The following is a 21,054-nucleotide window of genomic DNA, read 5'->3' on the forward strand; positions in this document are numbered from 1 at the left end:
CTCGCGGTGACATCGTTTTTATGTCAACCTTGGTCTAACAGAGCCTAACAAAAAGGCCCCCGCAAAGCGGAGGCCTTAGGCAAGGCTATGTCGAGGTGCAGGATTCGCGCTACTCGCAGAGCGAAAGGGCGGCCTCGTCGGCAACGACAACGCAGTTGGTGTGCAGCTGCAGGATCGAAGCCGGGCACGCGGGCGTAACCGGACCATAGCACATGTCATGCACGGCCTGAGCCTTGGCCTCGCCGTTGGCGACGACCAGGATCATGCGGGCATACATGATGGTCTGGGTACCCATGGTGTAGGCCTGACGGGGGACATCGTCGATGCTGTCGAACAGGCGGCTGTTGGCCTGAATGGTGCTCTCGGTGAGGTCGACGCAGTGCGTGCCCTTGGAGAAGTGGTCATCGGGCTCGTTGAAACCGATGTGGCCGTTGTTGCCAATGCCGAGCAGCTGCAGATCCGGGTAACCGGCGGCGGCGACGATTTTGTCGTACTCAGAGCAGGCAGCGGCGGCATCAGGGTTGGAACCGTCAGGCACATGCGTGTTGTTCAGGTCGATGTTAATGTGATCGAAGAAGTTCTCACGCATAAAGTAGTGATAGCTCTGGGGATCGTCGTGCGAAAGGCCGCGATACTCGTCCAGGTTGTAGGTGCTGACCTCGGCAAAGTCGACGTCGCCCTTCTCGTACCAAGCAGCGAGCTGCTTGTAGGCACCGATCGGGGTGGAGCCAGTGGCAAGGCCCAGCACACAGTCGGGCTTGAGGATAACCTGCGCCGAGATAATATTGGCGGCCTTGCGGCTCATATCCTCGTAGTCTTTAGCTTTAATGATCTTCATTACGCGTCCTTTCTCGTACAAGAGAGGCAAGGCTCCCCTTACAAGCACTTGCCCGCGGCCCGCGTCGGCCGCAACCAACGTGTGCGGCCACCAGGGCGAGGTCGCGTAATGTATGTGTCTCGTGTCTAGCCGCGTCGAGGCCCCTGCCCGTCCACGGTGACCCGAAGCCTTTTAGCTTCGGACGTTTCCCATCTTGCCACGGAGGGCGTCCTCTTTCAAGGGCGCCCTCCGTAAACGTGTTTGAATTGTAGGCTAATGGCCACGTGCACTTGCTAGCGCTCGCGAGCAACGATGAGCTGGTCCATCTCTTCGACATGCACGCCAACGGAGCCCTTGATACTCGAGAACTCAACGGAGTTGCACACCAAGATGGGAACCGTCACATCATAGCCCTCGGCAGCAATTGCCTCGCGATCGAACTCAATGAGCACATCGCCCTTATGGACGATGTCACCCACTTGCGCATGTACGGTAAAGTGCTTGCCCTCAAGCTGAACAGTGTCCAAACCAACGTGGATGAGCACGTCCAAGCCATCGACCGTGTTAAGCGCAACAGCGTGTCCCGTGGGAAAAATGGCCTCGACCTTGGCATCAGCCGGTGCAATCACACGCGTGCCGGTAGGCTGAATCGCCACGCCCTGGCCCAAAAGGCCGGTGGCAAATGTCTGGTCGTTTACCTCGGAAAGCGGAATGACGTCGCCCGAGATGGGAGCATCCAGCGTAAGGACTCGACCACGCATACCAAAAGACCTTAGGACTTTAGTGAACATGCTCCCCCTCGGACATACCAATCGACCAAAATAGCCTTAACAGTTTACCACTTGGCACTCGTTTTTGACCATTAGGGAAGTTCGCGCTTGACAACCTCGACGATGTCGTCGACAACGCGCTGGGTCAGCTCGTGCGTCTCGGCCTCGGCCATAACGCGGACCAGCGGCTCGGTACCGCTCGGGCGCACCAAGATGCGGCCGCGACCATTGAGCTCCTTCTCGGCGGCAGCGACGGCATCCCAGATGGGCTGGCAATCGTCCAGACCAGCCTTGTTGTCGGAATGCACGTTGACGAGTACCTGCGGGTACTTCTTCATGATGCCGGCAAGATCGGTGAGGGTGCGACCGGTGCGCTTAAGCACGGCCAGCAGCTGCAGAGCCGTCACCAGGCCGTCACCGGTGGTGTTGTGCTCCAGGAAGATGATGTGGCCGGACTGTTCGCCGCCGATGACGGCGCCATCCGCAAGCATACGCTCCAAAACGTAGCTGTCGCCCACGGCGGTCTGGACCATCTCGAAGCCCTGCTCCTTCATAGCGATGGAGAAGCCAAGGTTGCACATGACGGTCGAGACGATCTCGGAGTTGGCGAGTTTGCCGCGAGCGGCAAGGTCAGAACCGCAGATAGCCAGGATGTAGTCACCGTCGATCTCATTGCCCTCGCTGTCCACGAACAGCACGCGATCGGCGTCGCCGTCGTGGGCCAGGCCGATATCGGCGTGGGTGCGCAGCACGAGCTCGCGCAGGGGCTCAAGGTGAGTGGAGCCGCACTCAACGTTAATGTCAGTGCCGCAGTAATCAGTGTTGATAGCGTGCACCGTGGCGCCCAGGCGCTGCAGCGCGGCGGGCGTAGTCTGGCAAGAAGCGCCGTGGCCGCAGTCGACGGCAACGACCAGGCCATCGAGCCTCAGGCCGTCGAGCGTATCGATGGCATGATCGACATATGCCTTGCGAGCGTCCTTCATCTTGATAATGTGGCCCACGCCGGCGCCGGTCGGCAACGTGTCGGCAGCCATGGCCTCCTCGGACATGACCCAGGCGCTGATCTCTTCCTCAACCGCGTCGGGAAGCTTCATGCCCTTGCGGCTAAAGAACTTGATGCCGTTGAACTCCGGCGGATTATGCGAAGCAGAGATGACGATACCGCCGTCGAGCTCGTTCTGGACGGTGAGCAGCGCCACGGCAGGCGTGGGGATGACGCCGCAGCAGTGCGGACGACCGCCCTCGGCCATGATGCCAGCGGTCAGAGCGCTCTCGAGCATGGTGCCCGAAAGACGCGTGTCGCGGCCGACACAGATATCCGGACCAAGGAACTTGGTCGCCGCGCGGCCCAGGCGAAACGCGAGGTCGCACGAGAGGTCGGCATTGGCGACGCCACGGACGCCGTCGGTACCGAAGATGTTCTGGGGCATAGGATCGCTCCTTCCCTAGCAGGCGATATGCAACCGCCCGCTCTAGTCGAAAAAGAAAAGCGGGGCCCGCCGAGGAATCGGCAGGCCCCGCTTGTACATTGTATCTCGAAAGGAGATAAAACCTTAGCGCTTGGAGAACTGGGGAGCGCGGCGGGCCTTCTTGAGGCCGTACTTCTTGCGCTCGACCACGCGAGCATCGCGCGTAAGGAAACCGGCCTTCTTGAGGTCAGCACGGTAGTCGCCAGCGTTCAGAAGAGCGCGAGCAATGCCCAGGCGCAGAGCGCCGGACTGACCGGAGATGCCGCCGCCATCGCACAGAGCGATAACGTCGAACTGACCGGCGGTGTCGGTCACCTTGAAGGGAGCAAGGGCGTTCTCAACGAGCTGATGACGGCCGAAATACTGCTCGGCGTCACGCTTGTTGATGGTCACCTTGCCGGTGCCGGGGACGAGACGGACGCGGGCGACGGCGTTCTTACGACGGCCGGTACCCTGGTAGACAACGGTGTTCTCAGCCATCTTTAAGCCTCCAGCTCAATCTTCGTGGGGTTCTGGGCAGCATGCGGATGCTCGGCACCAGCGTAGACCTTAAGCTTGGTCATCTGGGCACGGCCGAGGGTGGTCTTGGGCAGCATACCGCGAACGGCGCGCTCGATGACCTTCTCCGGGTGCTTCTCCATAGCCTGGCGGAAGCTCTCAGCCTTGAGGCCGCCGTTGTAGCCGCTGTGGCGATAATAGGTCTTCGTGTCGGCCTTGTTACCGGTAAGCTGGACCTTATCGGCGTTGATGACGACAACGAAGTCGCCGCAGTCGCTGTTGGGCGTGAACTGGGGCTTGTTCTTACCGCGCAGGATCATTGCGATCTGGGTGGCAAGACGGCCCAGGACAGCACCATCGGCGTCGACGAGAACCCAGTTGCGCTGGACCTCGCCCTGCTTGGCGTAGTGAGTCGATTTCGAAATCACTTAGACTCCTCCATGTACAGTACGTGTTGTTACAGAGATTCACGGGGCTCTGCAAGTAACCCGTCCATATTACCCCGCTCGCCGTACGAGTCAACAGGTATTTTGGCTCCGACCAGAGTTTCTGCACATGTCATCCACGAGCCGTGATTTTTCCAACTCTTTAGCTGTTGTCATTTTTTGAGGGTTCGCCGTCGCTAGCGCTCAACGAACTCTTGGATTTCCGCGAGCAGGCGCTTTGCCTCCTGACGGCCCTGGATATACAGGTCCAAAAGCTTTGCCGGATCGTGCTCGACATGGCCGACCTCGACCGGCTTTTGCGGAGCGACGACCAACGCGCGGCCATCGCGCTCATACTTCCACAGGTGCATGCGCTGGAGGTTATAGCGGTCGTGGCGCGTCTCGATAGCCTCGAGCAGATAGGGGTAGTCAGCATAACGGGCGCGCGCCGCCGGCAAAAACTCGTAGGGCTTTTTCTCATACGAGCGGTCCTGGGTGACGATGACGACCGCACGGTCGAAGCCCGCCTCCTCGAGCACATGCTCGATAGGAACCGAATCGGCCACGCCGCCGTCGACGTATTTGTGCCCGTCAATCTCGACCGGCGGCGTCACCAGCGGCAGCGACGTCGAGGCGCGCACGGCGTCGAGGTCGAGCACGGCGCTTTTGACCGGCAGGTAGGCAGCGGTTCCAAACAGCATGTCCGTCGCGACGGCGTACATCTCGATAGGGCTGGCGTCGAACGTCTCGTTATCAAAAGGATCCAGGCGGTCCTGGACGTCGTTGAAGATAAAGTCGTAACCCACGATGGAACCCGTGGACGCAAACGACGCGGCGCCCATGTAGCGGCTGTCGTTGCAGAAGGTCAAATTGACTCGGTTGGTGCGACCGATCTGGTGCGACTTGTAGTTGACGCCGTTGAGCGCACCGGCCGAAACGCCGTACACCGCCGGAATTTCAACACCGGCCTCCATGAGAACGTCGAGCACGCCGGCGGTAAACTGCCCACGAAAACTGCCACCCTCCAAGACGAGCGCGACCTTGCCGGCGTTCTTTGCCTTATCTTCTGCAGTCATATTGACCTCCTGCGATTGCGTTTTGGCTTTCTTCTACCCAGTTTTGGAATGGAGGGCGCGCAGGTTTTTCGAGGCGGCAGGTGCAGCGGAAAGTGCGTCCCAGTTTGAGGCGGGATTACGGGATGCGCTTTCCGCTTGGACCGCCGTTGGGAAAGCGCGACCCGTTCTGAGCGCGGATTCCGGGTTGCAGTTTCCGCTTGAGGCGCCATCCGGAAAATGAATCCCATTCCGAGCGTCGATTCCGGGATGCGGTTTCCGCTTGAAACGTCATCCGGAAACCGCATCCCAGTCTGAACCGGAATTCTGGGATGGATTTTCCGCCTGGGGCGACGTTGATGCGGGGCATGGCAGGCTGCAGTCCGATCGGCATCGCATCTGCATAGGGTTGAAGCTTTGCGCGGAGAATCCGCGTATTTGCTTCGCAAATCCGCACCGGCTTCGGCCGCCCGCCGGCGTCCTCGCCCGCTCGCTACAAACGCTTCGCGTTTGCTTAACGCTCGCGCCCTGCACAGAGTTCGATTCTCCGCGGTACGAACTGGAAATAAAAAGGCAGGTAGATATAAGTATCTACCTGCCTGTTACGTATGGTGGAGGCGCGGAGAATCGAACTCCGGTCCACGAAAGCCCCCTGATTGGCATCTCCAAGCTCAGTCGCTGGTTTTGTCTCGGACGCTTTGCGCGCAGCGACACGCTCGCGGCGTCCTAACCGGTTCGGTCTTAGCCCGCGCCATACCGATTACGTGCGCAGGAGCATTCCCCTAACATGACGTCGCGCCGGTGTCGGGGAAATCACCGGGTTGACGTGCCGCTATAAACTAAGCAGCGAGAGCCATAGGCTCAAAAGAAGAGTTGTTGTCAATTCAATTTGACGGTACCCCTGTTTAACGAGGCGAGGAGACCTCGGCTTGCTTCCTCTCTCAGAGCTATCGTGTCGAAACCAGTCGCCCCCGGATGTCGGGAAAGTCTGGATGGTATCGGGCCTGCAAACACCCGATAACCGTCGACTTTTCAAGGAACACGCGGGGTGAACCCCGCTCGTGGATAGCTATCTTACCACGTTCTAAAGGCAGACAGCCGCTCTATGCACGAGCTGTGAAGACCCCAATGTGCACCATACTTCGCACTTTTGTTACCGATCGCGTCACGTATATTTTCGCCAAGCAAAATTGACCCGTCGAAAGGACCGTTATGGATACCAAGCAGCAACTCGTCAATGCCCTCGCAGGCCTGGGCTCAACCATTACCGAAGCTATGGATGTCATCGAAGGCTTTGTCCCCTGCGGACATCCCGCCCTCACGGTTTCGAACGCCCTTGTTGCGCTGGACGCTGACGATGATGCAGCACTCGCCCAGCAGCTTGAGACCGTCGAGGGCTTTATCGACCACGTGAGTGAGAACCGCGGCGTGGCCGCCTACCACGGCATCGAGGTCGAGCTCGCGGGTCCCAAAGCCGATCTGCTCGCAGCAATCCGCGAGGTAGGCGCCCTTATGCAGACCGCAGGCGTCAAGAACACCCAGGTCAACGAGTGGGTCTACCGCAGTCTGGCAGCACTCGACAGCTCCGACGAAAAGGCAGCCGAGCAGCTCGCAGAAAGTCCCGCCATCAAGGCCGAGCTTTTGTAAATAGCAGACGCGGGCCCCTTGGCGCATCGTCGTCCAAGGGGCCCGCAAACAGTTCGCGTCAACCGATAACCGCGCTGCCGCGTTTGGCCAAAGCAAGAATCGGCATCATTTGGCGCGGGGTCTTTGCTGCAAGATCGGCATGTTCGAGCAGCTTGCGATCGTTGGTCACCAAGTAATCGACCTGCGCGCGTTTGCATGCGGCGAGTACCAAGTTGTCCTCGTAATCGCGATGGAGCGCTAAGTATTTGTCGGCCAGCCAAAGGTCCGACGCATCTGCACCCACGGCCGTGGCGTTTTCGGTCATGTTCCGAACAAACGCCAGCGCCGCATCGCCAATCGCGCGGGCAGAAGCCTCGTCGAGCGCTCCCCCACTGGCAAGAACGCTACGCTTCAGCTCGTGTTGGACAACGTACAGCACGTCCTTGGCGATATGCACCGGAAAGAACATCAATGCCCCTGCCTCCGCCGCCTGCCCAATAAACGCACGCGCGGCAAGCGACTCGGCATGGTCGACGCAAAACGAATCAACCCATACGTTGGCGTCCACCATTATTTTGAGGGGAGCCCCGCTCACAGGATCATCCCCTTTTGGCGATAGCGCTCGTCCATGGCGTCGGAATAGATTGCGTCCCAATCGCGATCGTCGGATACGGGCGACGCGGCGATACCCAGGTCCGCGTAAAGCTGATCCGCCACCGCCCATGATGCGGCGAACGGCGTATCGGGCGCGACGGTCTGCTGCCGGTCGTCGACGGCCGCAAGCACTTCCTCGCACGAACCACCGCCCTGCGCGACCTTGGCCACCACCTTTTTGATGAGCTCGGGCAGTGACCCGCCCGAAAGCCGCAGCGCCTCCTCGGCACGGTTCTTGACCTGTCGATCCACGCGAACGTTCACCTGCGCCATGCCACTAACAGCACCCACGTCGATCCCGCCCCCTTCAATTGCTAGCCATGCTAGCACCACTATATAGAGAAGCTAGCACATGGTCAAACGCAAAAGGCCTGCGCTCGGACGACACCGATGCCGTCTGGGCGCAGGCCAGATAACGTGGGCGAACACGTCTGCTAACGCAGGTACGCCTTTGCGTTGCTCAGGCTGTAGGCAATCGTCGAGCCGTTGTGCAGCAGTGACGACGTCTGCGGGGTAATCGCGCCGGTAATACCCAATGCCAACAGCGCCGAGTTGGTGAGCATCACCTTAGAGTAGGAGCTCGTCAGACGATCAATGAGGCCCTGGCTCATGCGGCGCAGGCGCACGATCGCGGCAAGATCCGTATCGGTCAGGATGATATCGGCGACCTCCTTGGCGATGTCGCTTCCGCCACCCATGGCCAGGCCCACGTCGGCCAGGCCCAGCGCCGGTGAGTCGTTGACGCCGTCGCCCACCATGGCAACGTGGCGCCCCTCGCTCTTAATGCGCTCCACATACGCGTATTTGTCCTCGGGCAGCAGCTCGGCCTTAAACTCGTCGACACCCGCCTCGCGCGCGATGCGCTCGGCCGTGCGCTCGGAGTCACCCGTGAGCATGACCACGTGCTTGACGCCCAGCGCATGCAGGTCGGCAATGGCCTCGCGGACCCCGGCCTTGAGCGGATCTTCGATGCCGAGCACGCCGACGACCTTTCCATCGACCGCCAGATACAGCGGCGACAGGCCCTGCATCTGGGACTCAATGCACTCCTTAATGTCGGAATCGAGCTGCGCGCTCTCGTCTTCAAACACAAAGTGTGCCGAGCCGATAATCGCGCGACGCCCCTCGATGGACGAAGCGATGCCGTGCGCCACGATGTACTCGACGGCGGCATGGCGCTCGCGGTGCTCGAGCCCGCGCTCGCGGGCGGCGTTGACCACGGCACGCGCCACAGGATGCGGGAAATGCTCCTCCAGGCAGGCAGAAAGGCGCAGGACCTCGTCCTCGCTCCAGCCGTCGGTCGTCAGCACACAAGCCAGGCGCGGCTGCGCCTCGGTCAGCGTGCCGGTCTTATCAAACACAATGGTGTCGGCCTTGGCAAACGACTCAAAGTACTTCGCGCCCTTGACCATGACGCCCATCTTGGCGGCATCGCTCATGGCAGTCATGACGGCGACGGAACCCGTGAGCTTGAGCGCGCACGAGTAGTCGACCATCAGCGCCGCCGAGGTCTTGATAAGGCTGCGCGTGGTGAGCGCGACCAGACCCGCAAGCAGGAAGTTCCACGGGACGATCTTGTTGGCGAGGTCTTCCATGTGCGACTGGCCCTCGGACTTGAGCGAGTCGGCCGTCTGCACGAGCGAGACGATCGAGCGCAGCTTGGTCTGCGCCGTGTTGGCGCGCACGCGCACCAAGATGCTGCCGTCTTCCACGACGGTACCGGCGAACACGTCGTCGCCCACGCTGCGCTCGACGGCCAGCGGCTCGCCGGTCAGGGTCGCCTGGTTGACCATGGCGCTCCCCTGCTCGACCACGCCGTCAATGCAAATGGACATGCCGGTGCGCACGGCGACCAGATCGCCAGGCTCAAGCTCGGTAGCGGCAACGCTCACCTCGGTGTCGCCGACCACCTTTTGTGCCTTGTCGGGCACGTCGAGCAGCGAGTTGATGAGCTCGTTTTCGCTCATGGCGCGGGTGTAGTCCTCGAGCAGCTCGCCCACGTTGAGCAGGAACATTGTCTGGCCCGCGGTGTCGACATCACGCTTGACGAACGAAATGCCGATAGCCGAAGCGTCGAGCACAGGAACGGTCAGGCGCGGCTGCGCCAGCTCATGAAGGGCAGCGCGCAAAAATGCCATGTAACCGGCCACGACAAACACCGCACGCAGGGGCGTGGGCAAAAACCATCGGCGCGCATAGTGGGCGCCGACAAGCGTGGCAAGATCCATAACGAGCTTGTGCTTGCGCGGCTCAAGCTGCATCACGTAACCCGTCTTTGCGTCGGCAATGGCCTGAGCGTCGAGCGCACCGACGGCGGCCAGCACGGCATCGCGGCGCGACTCGTCGTATTCGAGTGCCATCTGGCCGATGCGGCCGTAGACGCGCACCTTGTGCACGCCGTCGATGTCGCCGCCAAGCTTAAGAAGTGCATCGAGATCGCTCTCTGGCACAGGACCCGCCAATTGAAGACGGGTCCTGCCGGGGATCTCGCTAATAATCGAGAATCTCATAGTTTGTGCCTGGGAGCGTTACTCGGCTGCCTCGTCAGCAGCGGCCTCGCTCTGGGTGATGTAAGCAGCCTCGGCAACCATGTCGTCGACATTAGCCTTGGCCTGCTCGACCATGTCCTGGTAGCCGTTCTTGATGCGCATACCGCACGCAATACCCTGCACGCAGGCATTCTTGACCGGAGCGCTGGTAAGCAGCTTGATGCCGGCCGTGCCAAGCAGAAAACCGCCACCGACAAGCAGGGTATTGAACGTCGACTTCTTCATGTTGCTTCTCCCTTTTGCCGCATCGGACGCGGCACGGTGCCTCAGCACCCGAGTAAACAAGTTTGCTCGAGCACACTTTTGAAATATCTCAATTTTATCTAACTATCTAGGTCAGCCATGGCTAACCTTTTGAAAATTAACGATGCGGAGTAACCGATTGTCAATGTGAGAAAGGGACTGTCCCTTTGCCCCTTCTTACAACTGCCAGGTAGCTGCTTCCTTTTGCAGCGCCACCATGCGGGCGAATTCTCCACCTGCCGCCTTGAGCTGCGCCGGAGTGCCCTGCTCGGCAACCACACCATCCTTGAGTACAACGATTTTGTCGGCATTTTCCACCGTACGCATACGGTGGGCAATAACGATAACCGTCTTACCTGCAAGCAGACGGGAGAGCGCCTGCTGAACCACGGTCTCGTTCTCCACATCCAAGCTCGCCGTCGCCTCGTCCAACAGCACGATAGGCGCGTCTTTGAGCAGCGCACGGGCGATAGAGATGCGCTGGCGCTCACCGCCGGACAGCTTGGAGCCGTTCTCGCCGATCATGGTGTTGTAGCCCTGCGGCATGCGGCTCACAAACTCGTCGCAGTTGGCGGCACGCGCGGCAGCAAGCACTTCCTCATCGGTGGCATCGCGACGACCAAGACGGATGTTTCCCATCACCGTGTCGTCAAAGAGCAGCACGTCTTGGAACACAATGGCGTAGTCGCGCAGCAGCACCTCGGGATCCACGCTCGCAACATCCACGCCACCCACGGTGACCGTGCCTTCGGTGGCGTCCCAAAAGCGCGCAGCCAGGCGGCTCACCGTAGACTTGCCGGAACCCGAAGGACCGACCAGTGCCGTAACTTCGCCTTCCTTGGCGGTAAAGCTCACGTCGGTAAGAACTTTCTCGCCGGCGCGGCCGTCCTCGCCCGCACCATAGCCAAATGCCACGTGATCGAACACCACATCGTGGCCCACGGGCTCAAATTTCTCGCTGCCCCGCGCCACGGGCTCTTCCATGATGGAACGCATGCGCTTGGCCGACGACTCGGCGGCAAACAGCTCGGACATCAGCATCAGCGCCTGATCAAAGGGCGCATAGATGCGGCTCACCATAAGCAGGAAGGCAAACATCATCAAAAAGTCGACCTGGCCGGAGGCGACCATCGCAGCGCCCGTGACCAACGTGGTGGCAATCCCCAGGCGCAGGATGGCAAAGGCGGAGTTGACCAAAAGCCCATTGGCGAGCTCGCCTTTGGTGGTCTCGCGCTCCTCGGCATCGATCACGGCGTTGAGCCCCTCAAGATAATGAGTCTCCTGGTTGGCGGCGCGGATCTCGCGCACGCAGTCGAGCGTCTCCTGGATCGCCTCGGTAACCTTGACCTTCTCGGCGCGCACATGGTCGAACACCGGGGTCATGGGGCCGCGTGTCAGATACAGCACGGCAAAGGCCACGGGCACGCTCCAAAACGCCGCGATCGCCAGCTGCCAGCAAAAGAACAGCGACGCCACGAACACAATGGCGCTTGCGATGATGGCACCCCAAAGCTCTCCCAGCACGTGGCTGTAGGCGTGCTCCATGGCCTGGACGTCGCCCATGATGGTCTCGGTTAAATCGGCCAGATCACGACGACCAAAAAACGACAGCGGCAGTTTGCGCAAGCGCTCGGCAATCTCCATACGCTGCTTGCCGCATTCCTCGTAAAAAATGCAGTAGGTGTAGTAATACTGCTGCCAGTTAGAGGCAAAGAGCAACACGAAAAAGACCAGGAGGCCGCCCACAATCGGCAGGGCATCCGGCAGGTCGGCACCGGTGGCGAGATGTTCGACAAAACCGGCCATGACCAGGAACAATAAGCCCATGCCGGCCATGGTAATGAGATTAGTGAGCGTGGTCCAGAAAATGCCGCGTTTTACGCCGGCGACGCCTTTATCGGATAGGAAATACTTCTTTTGGAATGAGGCGAACATTTAGGCCTCGCCTCCCTTCGTGACAGCGGCATCCGCGGCAGCAGTGATCTTCCAGCTCGCGGCCTGTTCGTATTCGGCCCACATCTTGGCATACAGACCCTCTTGGGACAGCAACTCGGCATGGGTGCCAGTCTCCTGCACGCTACCTTGGTTGAGCACCACGATCTTGTCGGCCCCCACCACGGTCGAAAGCCGGTGCGCGATCATAATGACTGTGCGACCCGCCGCCAGTTTGCTAAAGGCACGCTGGATGAGCGCCTCGTTCTCGGGGTCGGCAAACGCTGTGGCCTCATCGAGCACCACGATAGGTGCGTCTTTAAGAATCGCGCGGGCGAGTGCCACGCGCTGCACCTCGCCGCCCGAAAGATATGCCCCTCCAGCACCGAGCATGGTGTTAATACCCTGCGGGAGCTTGGCCACAATGTCGTCGCACTGAGCTGCGGAGAGGGCCGCACGCACTTCGTCATCAGTGGCCGTGGGCTTGGAGGCACGCACGTTATCGGCAAGTGTTTGCCGGAACAGCTGGTTGGTCTGGAACACGAAGGCGACCTGGTCCATAAGCTCGTGCGGATCTATGTCGCGAACGTCCACACCGCCTACGAGCACACGACCTGCGGAAACATCCCAAAAACGCGGGATCAGGCTTGCGCAGGTTGACTTACCTCCGCCCGAGGGACCCACCAGCGCGAGGGTGCTACCCGCGGAAACGTTAAAGCTCACATGGCTAACGGCAGGTGCTTCGGCACCTTCGTACGTAAAGCTCACGTCCTCAAAGCGCACATCGCTACCGGCGGGGTGCTTGGGCTGGACAGGCACGGAGAGCTGCTTGGAATCCATGATGCTTCGGATGCGAGCCAGCGAATCGGCACTCATCTGAGAGGCCTCGCCCACAAACATGAGCTTGGTCATGGCCGTCGGTACCACGGCCGAAAATATCGCGTAAAACGTGAAGTTGGCCATAAAATGCGCGAAGTCCTTCTCGCCCGGCGCCAACAGCAACGCCACGGGCAACAGGAATGTCACAAGACCATTGAGCGCGGTAAGGTTGAGTACCTGCGGACCTCGGCAAAACGTGCCCGCATAGCTTTGTGCCATGTCGGCGTATTCGGCGATCGCATCGTGGAACGCCTTAAAGGAGTAGACCGTCTGCTGGAATACCTTGACCACGGGGATGCCGCGTACGTATTCGGTGCCGGTCTTGTTCATCTTGACCAGCGCGCCCATGTAGGCCTTCATAAACTCGGCGCCCTTGCCGCTCATCATGGTGGCCATGGCGCAAAACGAAACGGCCACCGAAATGAGGCACGCCGCGCCCAAGCGCCAATCGAGGGCGAAAAGCAGCACGAGCAAGCCCACGACCATGGCGGCGGCGCCTGCGATATCGGGCAGCATGTGTGCGAGCAAAGTCTCTGTGGAAGCGGCGCATCCGTCTACGATACGGCGCAGCTCACCGGTGGCGTGTGTGTCAAAGTAGCCAAGCGGCAGCTTAAGCAGGTGCTCGCTCGTAGTCTTGCGAATATTGGACGCGCAGCGAAACGCAGACAGGTGCGTGCACATGAGCCCCACGAAATAGACCACGATGCTTGCCAGCGCAAACCCCACGGCCCACCAGCCATACGTCGCGATATTGGCGGCCTCGCTCCAGTTGGGCGCCACGGCGATAAGATCTCGCGCAACAAGCCAGATGCACGCGTACGGGCCAAAGCTCAGCAGCTGCGAGAGCGCCGAGAGGGCCATGCCCAAATACGTTAGGAATTTACGTTCACCGGCATATGCAAGCAGCTCGCCGATGCCGCCACCTTCCTTTTTTGATCCCTTTGCCATGAGATTCCTTTCTAACGGCTTGAGAGTTAACCGTAAGAAACTTATCATGGGCGTGTTAGCCAAGGCACACAATTGGGCCAGGCGTGGACGTTTCTGCAAAGGAAAGGGACGCTTTTGCAAATACGGCGGGCAGCGACCGACATAACCGAGCTCTACGCACCGCAGTTTGAGCAGTTTGGCCTGGAGCTTACCGGCAAGGGCGCCGTCTTTACCGGCGAGGTGGCAAACGATCGGGCGCACGGACGCGCATGGATCATGCCCCTCTCCCCTGCCTGCATCGTCATGGAGCATTACATTACCCCGACGCACGATATGTACCTGGCCGAATACACACCCGAACCGTACGCGTGCGTGAGCGAGGTCAGCGCGCCCACGCTCATGTGCATGCCCGAAGCCGGCATAACGCCTGCGAACCTTAAACCCCTGCATGGACCGTGGCCAAACAATGCCGTGTGCAGCTTTATCCAAGATAACTGTGGCGAGGAGTTAAGCCCACTGTTTGCAGGGCGGCTCTATCACTCGCGCTCGGTGCTCTTTTTGCCCGGTTATTTTGACGAACTGGAGCACCGCTATCCCACCGAGTTCGCAGGGGTCTTTGAGGCGTTTGCCGAGCCATGGCACGAGGAAGCGACGTCTGCCATCTGCCACACGTTGCGCAGGATTAACGAGGAACGCGCCCGCACCGTAGGCGGACACGTCTATATGCAGGGCATCGTGGAGACCATGGTCGCGGAGCTCGCCTGTTCGCGCGCGGCCCACAAGCAGGCACGGCAGGCGGCGGACACACGCGTCAGCATAACCATTGCCGAAGAAGCAACGGCAATGATTGAGCGCACGCTCGACACAGGCAGACGTGTGGGTATCAACGAGGTAGCCGAGAGGCTCTACACAAGCCGCTCCAAGCTATGCGCCACCTTTAAGGCCCAAACCGGCGAGTCCCTGGGTGCCTACATTCGCAGACGCCGTATGGAGCGAGCACAGGACCTTTTGGCCGATAGCTCGCTCACGATAGCGCAGGTCGCAGAGCGTCTAGGCTACCCTCAGCAGGCCGCCTTCGCCCAAGCCTTCAAGCAACACACCGGCACCACCCCCACCGCCTGGCGCTCCCAACATATATAAAGAATGAAGGCACCAACGGCGCCCTCATTCACCAAATTCCATTCAGCCTACCTGACCCGAACGGCCGAGTCGTTACGGAACCGAGGGGCCGGGCGCAGGGCCTTGCCTCTCAATGAGTTCCCTTCAAAACAATGGGCGTGCCGACGGCACGCCCATTCACTCTATTCCATTCAGCCCCGCCTGACCCGAACGGCCGAGTCGTCTGGCCGGGGAAGCCCCGAGTCGCCGGGGTGTTTGCTCCAAATGAGTTCCGCATGCAAAGAAGGCCACTAAACGTGGCCTTCGTCTTGCATAGGACTGTTTGAAATTTGGAGGAAATACCCCGGCGACTCGGGGCTTCCCCGGCCTCGCAGCTACGAGAGCGACGTTCTCAGCAACTCGTTGAAGAGCTTGGGGTTGCCCTTGCCGCGGCTCGCCTTCATGCACTGGCCCACCAAAAAGCCGATGACCTTCTGGTTGCCGTCACGATACTGCTGCGCCTGATCGGCACAGTTTGCCAGCACCTCGTCCACGATCGGCTGCAGCGCGCCGGCATCGCTCACCTGACGCATACCGCGCTCGTCGACGATCTTGTTGGGATCGTCGCCGGTCTGGGCCATGGCCTCAAAGACCTCGTGCGCCTGGTTGGAGCTGATGGCATCGGTCGCCAGCAGCTTGGCAAGAGCTGCCACCTGAGCCGGCGCGATACCGGACTCGGCCAGCGACACACCCGCACCCTTAAGGTAGGCGATCATCTCGTTCACCAGCAGGTTTGCGACCGTCTGGGCCTCCTTGCCAGCCATACCGGCAGCGGCGGCCTCAAAGAAGTCGGCAAACTCGGGGTCGCCGGCGATTTGCTCGGCATCGGCCGCCTTAATGCCAAAGTCGGCCTCAAAACGGGCGCGCTTGGCATCGGGCAGCTCGGGGATCTCGCCACGGCAACGGTCGATGAACTCGTCGTCCAGGTCGAACGGCGCCAGATCGGGATCGGGGAACAGACGATAGTCGTCGGCCGTCTCCTTCACACGCATGACCACGGTACGCTTGCGGCTGGGCTCCCAGTGGCGGGTCTCCTGATAGATGATGCCGCCCTCCTCGAGCACCTCGGCCTGGCGGCAAATCTCATAGGCAAGGCCGTCATGCAGGCTCTTAAACGAGTTGAGGTTCTTAAGCTCGGTCTTGGTGCCCAGCTTGGTCTCGCCGCGGCGGCGCAGCGACACGTTACCGTCGCAGCGCATGGAACCCTTCTCCATGGAGCAATCGGAAATGCCCAGCGTCACAAAGATGCGACGGAGCTTCTCCATAAACAGGCGCGCTTCCTCGGGCGTACGCAAGTCGGGCTCAGTCACGAGCTCAATCAAAGGCGTGCCGCAGCGGTTGTAGTCGACGAGCGACTCGGCCGCGGCGGTAATGCGGCCTTCGGCACCGCCCACGTGCACCATCTTGGCGGCGTCCTCCTCCATGTGGATGCGCAGGATGCGGATGGGCACCGTGTAGGAGCCGTCCTCGCGACGCTCGGGCATCTGCAGGTTGGATGCATCGTAGCTGGCCAGGTGGCCGGCGCGCTGGTTGCCCTCGCGCATGGTCGACGTCATGGACGTGGACAGTCCCTCGGCGTTGGCCGAAGCGCTCGCCAGGCTCTGGGCCTCGGCCTCACCAAATGCGCAGTCGGGGCGCTCGGCGGCACCGCGACCGGTCACGTCCAGGTCCAGGTGGCCGTACATGGCAAAGGCAACCGGACCCTGCGTGGTCTGGAAGTTCTTGGCCATATCGGGATAGAAGTAGTGCTTGCGGTAGAACATCGAGTGGCGCTGGATCTCGCAGTTGGTGGCGAGGCCGGCCTTGACGATGCTCTCGATGGCGCGCTTGTTGGGCACCGGCAGGGCGCCGGGCAGGCCCAGACACACCGGGCACACGTTGGCGTTGGGCTCGTCATCGTGACTGAGCTTGCAGTTGCAGAACATCTTGGTATCGAGCGCGGTGAGCTCGGTATGGATCTCCAGGCCAATCACGGCCTCCCAATCCTGCAGGACCTCGGAAAGCTCCTTCATTACAGCTCGCCTCCCTTCCCGGCAAAATCGGGCGCGACGGAAAGCGCGGGCGCTCCCGTGGCGGCATCGGCAAAGCCGCGCTCCAGGGCGCGGGCAAACGTGAGCAGCTGACGGTCCTTAAAGGCCGGACCAACCAGCTGGGCAGAAACGGGCAGATGAGTATCCTCGCCCAGGCCCAGCGGCACCGAGATACCTCCGTTGCCGCAAATGTTGAGCGAAATGGTGTACAGGTCGGAGAGGTACATCTGCGTGGGGTCGCTGATCTCGCCAAACTTAAAGGCCGTGCGTGGCGAGGCGGGCATGAGGATGGTGTCCACCTTGGCATACGCGGCGTCGTAGTCCTGCGTGATGAGCGTGCGGGCCTTTTGCGCAGCGTAGTAGTACTTGTCGTACACACCCGAGCTCAGCAGGTAGGCGCCGAGCATCTGACGGCGCTTGGCCTCGGCGCCAAAGCCGTGGGCGCGCGACAGCGAGCTCTGGTCGGACAGGTTGGCGCAGCCCTCCTCCTGATAGCCGTAGCGAATGCCGTCGAAACGCGCCAGGTTGGAGAACGCCTCGGCCGGGCCGATGACGTAGTAGGCAGCGATGGCGGCATCCAGGTGCGGCAGGTCGACCTCAACCAGCTCGGCGCCCTGGTTCTGCAGCTCCTGGGCGGCGCGCTGAACAGCGGCCTTGACCTCGGGTGTCAGGCCCCCGGCCTCCATAAACGCGGGGATGATGCCCACGCGCTTGCCCTCGATGCTGTCGTTGAGATGCTCGGTAAAGTCGACGGCGCAATCCTGGCTGGTGCAGTCGTACGGATCGTGGCCCGCGCCGGTGAGCGCGTTCATGGCCAGCGCGACATCCTCGACCGTGCGGCCAAAGGGCCCCACCTGGTCGAGCGACGAGCCAAAGGCAACCACGCCGTAACGGCTCACGGCGCCATACGTGGGCTTAAAGCCCACCACGCCGCACAGCGACGCCGGCTGGCGAATGGAGCCGCCGGTGTCCGAGCCCAGCGAGAGCGCGACCTCGCCCGCGGCGACGGCGGCAGCGGAGCCGCCCGAAGAGCCGCCGGGCACGCGCTCGGTATCCCAGGGGTTGTTGGTGCGGTGGAACGCCGAGCTCTCGGTGGAGCTGCCAAAGGCAAACTCGTCCATGTTGGCCTTGCCCATGGGCAGGCAGCCGGCGTCGAGCATGCGCTGGACGCAGGTGGCGGTGTAGACGCTCTGGTAGTTCTCGAGCATGCGGGAAGCGCAGGTGGTGCATGTGCCCACGAGGTTCATGTTGTCCTTGATGGCCAGCGGCACGCCCGCGAGCGGGGGCAGCGGCTTGCCTGCGGCACGGTCGGCATCCACGCGCGCAGCGGTCTCGAGCGCAAGCTCGGGCGCCACCTGCAGGAATGCCTGGACCCCGCCCTCGCGCGCCTCGATGGCTGCAAGGGAGGCCTGGGCCACCTCGGTAGCGGTAAAGTCGCCGGCGGAAACGCCCGCGGCGATCTGGGCGGCGGTAAGGGAATCGAAGCTTAGCGCCATTATTCGCTCTCCCCCTCTCCCAAAATGGACGGCACGCGGAAGTAGCGCTCACGCGCGCTGCCGGCGTTTTCGAGCGCGACGTCGAGCGGCAGGTCGCGCTCGGGCTCGCGCAGGTCGTCGCCCATCACGTTGGACAGGCTTCCGATGGGATGGAACGTGGGCTCCACGTCGGGTAAGTCATATTGCAGGACGGGCTCGAGCATCTGGACGGCGTCATTCATGTAGGACGTCATCTGGGTGAGCTCGTCATCGGTCAGTGCGATCTTTGCGTACTCGGCGATGCCGCGCACATCTTTCTCGCTGAGTGCCATAGGCGCTCCCTTCCGCATAACAGATAAACCGCTCTAGTATACAAGGCAACGCCGCTTGGAGCAGGTGCTTTACCTAAATGCAGCGAAAACGTAACGAGGGCGGCGGTTGGCAGGCGGCAGGCTGGCGGTTCTGCAGCGAAACCGCACCGCCCACAGCGAAAACCGTCCCGCCCACAATGAAAACCGCGCCGTCCATAATGAAAACCATCACAACATTCGACACTTTTCGCCAAAATCGAGATTTTCATCGAATGTTGTGATGGTTTGGAAGCCCCGACCACCACAAAGGTGCCTGTCCTCATTGTGGTGGTTCTGAACGATGTCTTATGCCGAGGCCTTGGCCTTGCGGCGCTTGCGGACCGCGTGGATCACGATGTCCAACAGCAACAGCACAATGGCTACGACCACAATGAGCACGGCAAACTCGCGCTTGCCCCAGTGGCGGCCGGCCAGCGACTTTTGCTTGTCGACGTCCTTCTTGCTGTACTTGGTGCGCACGCAATGCACCAGCAGGCGATGGTCGTTCACGCCGTAGGGCGTGCAGGTGACGAGCGTCACTTTGTCGGCGCCGGGCTCGATGGTCAGCGACTCCATCTCCTCGGGCAGCACCACCTCGGAGCCGACCACCTTGTAGGCGAGCGTCTTGTTCATGGTGTGCAGCAGCACCAAGTCGCCGGGCTCCAGCGAATGGATGTCGTCGAACATGCTCAGGTTGCGCATGCCCGAGTGCGCGGTGAGCACGCAATGCGTCGAGGTGCCGCCCACCGGCAGGCTCGTGCCCTCCAGGTGGCCGACGCCCGCCATAAGGACTTCCTCGCTCGTGCCGTGGTAAATGGGCATACTCACGTCGATGGAGGGGATCTCGACCCAGCTCATCATGGGGTCGCGGTCAAAGATAAGCTGCTGGGCGTAGGGCTCGATCTGGTCGGCGGGAAGCTCGGTGGCCTCGCCCGCCAGCTGCTCGTTAAAGGAGCGCGCCTGGAGCAGGATGCGCTCGCGCTCCTCGGCAGACAGCGCGTCCACGGTGCTGGACACGGTGCTGATCTGGTTGAACACGCCCGAGGCCTCGAGCCGGTCCAAGATCCACGGCCAGGTCATAAGGCCCACGCCAACAAGGATGATCACGATGGTGATGAGCCGGTCGGCCCAGCGCGGCAGTCGCTTGCGGCGGCGCTTGGGCTTGGGCTTGGGCTTGGGCTGAGGTTTGGGCTGAGGGCTTGAGCCACCGTTGGCCGCGGCGTTATTGCTCTTCATATGTTTGGCGCCCTGCACCATCGCCGGTCACTCCTCTACAACTCAAGTTGTCTAAACAAATAATAGCCGATTAGCAAACTCATGCACCGGACAACGCAGCCTGACAGCATTGCACAGCGCAAGTATGGGCCCGCATTTGCGTTTTAAAAATGTCCCGAATCGGCGGGGCTATTCGGGATACAATAGCTACAGGAAACGACGCACCCCGCGTAAGTACTTAGGAGCGCGGGCGACCAGTTTCCGACGTTGTTAAATGCCCGGGATCCGACCCCCGGGCATTCTTATTTGCGCTTGTTGCGGCGCAAATGCCTTCCACCGTCCGCACCGCGCGTGCGCCTACGGACCTTAAACCGAACCTCATACGAGTCAAGAAACGCGATGACGAACGAGCCCACCGCCGCGAGGGCGGCGAGCGCGTTAAGGAATTTCAGCATATGGTGACCTCCGATCGAGTCGTCGGCCGCCCGCGCACGGGATGCGTCGCAAGGCCATTTTACTGCGAATGCATGCACCCACAGCTGGTAAACGCGATTTTGACAAACATTTGTTCGATAGTCACAAACACGGTTCATCGTCCGGCGGAGCCTGGCCGCATTGTCCGGGTTTGCCCGGGTTTGCCCGACGTGTTTGCGTTTTCAAATGTCCCGAATCGGCGGGGCGATTCGGGATACAATCGTTACAGGAAACGACACGCCCCGCGTAAGTGTTCGAAAGCGCGAGTGAGCAGTTTCCGGTGTTGTTAAATGTCCGAACTCCGAACCCCGGGCATTTTAATTTGCACGCGCGGCGCAAATGTCTTCTACCGTCCGCACCGCGCGTGCGCCTACGGACCTTAAACCGAACTTCATACGAGTCAAGAAACGCGATGACGAACGTGCCCGCATCGGACGATGAAGGCTGGCTGTGTTATCCCAAAAAAAAGGCTCTGTTAGACCAAGGTTGACACGATCGGCTGTTCGTCGAA

Annotated in this window: 19 protein-coding genes and 1 other RNA gene; 2 read left to right on the forward strand and 18 right to left on the reverse strand. The window is 61.0% G+C overall.

Annotation, left to right across the window (positions count from 1 at the left end):
• Positions 1-109: 109 nt before the first annotated feature.
• From nagB to ssrA, 7 genes are all read right to left on the reverse strand, one after another.
• A complete protein-coding gene (nagB, locus tag DW233_RS08920; protein ID WP_055251013.1) occupies positions 110-838 on the reverse strand; it encodes a glucosamine-6-phosphate deaminase in 729 nt (242 codons plus the stop codon).
• A gap of 272 nt (positions 839-1,110) precedes the next feature.
• Positions 1,111-1,578 carry a PTS glucose transporter subunit IIA gene (locus tag DW233_RS08925; RefSeq protein ID WP_306421699.1) on the reverse strand — a complete coding sequence of 156 codons (468 nt, stop codon included), beginning with the start codon at positions 1,576-1,578 and terminating at the stop codon, positions 1,111-1,113.
• 101 nt (positions 1,579-1,679) lie between these two features.
• The gene (gene glmM / locus DW233_RS08930; protein WP_118267835.1) at positions 1,680-3,017 is read right to left on the reverse strand and encodes a phosphoglucosamine mutase; all 1,338 of its coding nucleotides are present in this window, start codon (positions 3,015-3,017) and stop codon (positions 1,680-1,682) included.
• A gap of 123 nt (positions 3,018-3,140) precedes the next feature.
• Positions 3,141-3,536, reverse strand: a complete 396-nt coding sequence (gene rpsI / locus DW233_RS08935) for a 30S ribosomal protein S9 (protein ID WP_022094634.1) — start codon at positions 3,534-3,536, stop codon at positions 3,141-3,143.
• Between the two features lie 2 nt (positions 3,537-3,538).
• Complete coding sequence (gene rplM, locus DW233_RS08940) at positions 3,539-3,982, reverse strand: 50S ribosomal protein L13 (RefSeq protein WP_022094635.1); 444 nt, start codon at positions 3,980-3,982, stop codon at positions 3,539-3,541.
• 194 nt (positions 3,983-4,176) lie between these two features.
• Positions 4,177-5,055 (reverse strand): patatin family protein, encoded by an 879-nt coding sequence (locus tag DW233_RS08945; protein ID WP_118267837.1) that lies wholly within the window; start codon positions 5,053-5,055, stop codon positions 4,177-4,179.
• Positions 5,056-5,640: 585 nt separating this feature from the next.
• Positions 5,641-6,004, reverse strand: a transfer-messenger RNA (tmRNA) gene (gene ssrA, locus DW233_RS08950).
• Between the two features lie 239 nt (positions 6,005-6,243).
• Here ssrA and DW233_RS08955 point away from each other — a divergent pair.
• Positions 6,244-6,678: a hypothetical protein gene (locus DW233_RS08955; protein ID WP_118267839.1), complete on the forward strand. Its 435-nt coding sequence runs from the start codon at positions 6,244-6,246 to the stop codon at positions 6,676-6,678.
• A gap of 58 nt (positions 6,679-6,736) precedes the next feature.
• Here the strand turns inward: DW233_RS08955 and DW233_RS08960 are convergent, their stop codons facing one another.
• The 6 genes from DW233_RS08960 to DW233_RS08980 form a co-directional block, all read right to left on the reverse strand.
• Positions 6,737-7,252 carry a PIN domain-containing protein gene (locus tag DW233_RS08960; protein ID WP_158567842.1) on the reverse strand — a complete coding sequence of 172 codons (516 nt, stop codon included), beginning with the start codon at positions 7,250-7,252 and terminating at the stop codon, positions 6,737-6,739.
• A complete protein-coding gene (locus DW233_RS10280; protein ID WP_158567843.1) occupies positions 7,249-7,602 on the reverse strand; it encodes a hypothetical protein in 354 nt (117 codons plus the stop codon). The genes DW233_RS08960 and DW233_RS10280 overlap by 4 nt, the downstream gene beginning before the upstream one ends.
• 143 nt (positions 7,603-7,745) lie before the next feature.
• Entirely contained in the window at positions 7,746-9,761 is a 2,016-nt protein-coding gene (locus DW233_RS08965) for a heavy metal translocating P-type ATPase (protein WP_233547978.1), read from the reverse strand.
• 78 nt (positions 9,762-9,839) lie between these two features.
• Positions 9,840-10,085, reverse strand: a complete 246-nt coding sequence (locus DW233_RS08970; RefSeq protein ID WP_055250999.1) for a DUF6110 family protein — start codon at positions 10,083-10,085, stop codon at positions 9,840-9,842.
• A 195-nt stretch (positions 10,086-10,280) separates the two neighbouring features.
• Positions 10,281-12,038 (reverse strand): ABC transporter ATP-binding protein, encoded by a 1,758-nt coding sequence (locus tag DW233_RS08975; protein ID WP_118267845.1) that lies wholly within the window; start codon positions 12,036-12,038, stop codon positions 10,281-10,283.
• Positions 12,039-13,862: an ABC transporter ATP-binding protein gene (locus DW233_RS08980; RefSeq protein WP_199574627.1), complete on the reverse strand. Its 1,824-nt coding sequence runs from the start codon at positions 13,860-13,862 to the stop codon at positions 12,039-12,041. It abuts the gene before it with no gap.
• Between the two features lie 114 nt (positions 13,863-13,976).
• Between DW233_RS08980 and DW233_RS08985 the strand changes: the two genes are divergently transcribed.
• Complete coding sequence (locus DW233_RS08985) at positions 13,977-14,981, forward strand: AraC family transcriptional regulator (protein ID WP_147357150.1); 1,005 nt, start codon at positions 13,977-13,979, stop codon at positions 14,979-14,981.
• A 353-nt stretch (positions 14,982-15,334) separates the two neighbouring features.
• Here the strand turns inward: DW233_RS08985 and gatB are convergent, their stop codons facing one another.
• The 5 genes from gatB to DW233_RS10365 form a co-directional block, all read right to left on the reverse strand.
• Positions 15,335-17,011, reverse strand: a complete 1,677-nt coding sequence (gene gatB / locus DW233_RS08990) for an Asp-tRNA(Asn)/Glu-tRNA(Gln) amidotransferase subunit GatB (RefSeq protein WP_055287078.1) — start codon at positions 17,009-17,011, stop codon at positions 15,335-15,337.
• On the reverse strand, positions 17,011-18,525 hold the full coding sequence (gene gatA, locus DW233_RS08995) for an Asp-tRNA(Asn)/Glu-tRNA(Gln) amidotransferase subunit GatA (protein WP_118267848.1): 1,515 nt from the start codon (positions 18,523-18,525) through the stop codon (positions 17,011-17,013). The genes gatB and gatA overlap by 1 nt, the downstream gene beginning before the upstream one ends.
• The gene (gene gatC, locus DW233_RS09000) at positions 18,525-18,836 is read right to left on the reverse strand and encodes an Asp-tRNA(Asn)/Glu-tRNA(Gln) amidotransferase subunit GatC (protein ID WP_117716772.1); all 312 of its coding nucleotides are present in this window, start codon (positions 18,834-18,836) and stop codon (positions 18,525-18,527) included. Before gatC ends, gatA begins: the two co-directional genes overlap by 1 nt.
• A 324-nt stretch (positions 18,837-19,160) precedes the next feature.
• Positions 19,161-20,090: a class C sortase gene (locus DW233_RS09005; RefSeq protein ID WP_158567844.1), complete on the reverse strand. Its 930-nt coding sequence runs from the start codon at positions 20,088-20,090 to the stop codon at positions 19,161-19,163.
• Between the two features lie 281 nt (positions 20,091-20,371).
• Positions 20,372-20,524 (reverse strand): hypothetical protein, encoded by a 153-nt coding sequence (locus DW233_RS10365; protein WP_199574628.1) that lies wholly within the window; start codon positions 20,522-20,524, stop codon positions 20,372-20,374.
• Between the last annotated feature and the right edge of the window lie 530 nt (positions 20,525-21,054).

It is taken from the genome of Collinsella sp. AM20-15AC, assembly GCF_003471405.1.
Lineage (GTDB): Bacteria > Actinomycetota > Coriobacteriia > Coriobacteriales > Coriobacteriaceae > Collinsella.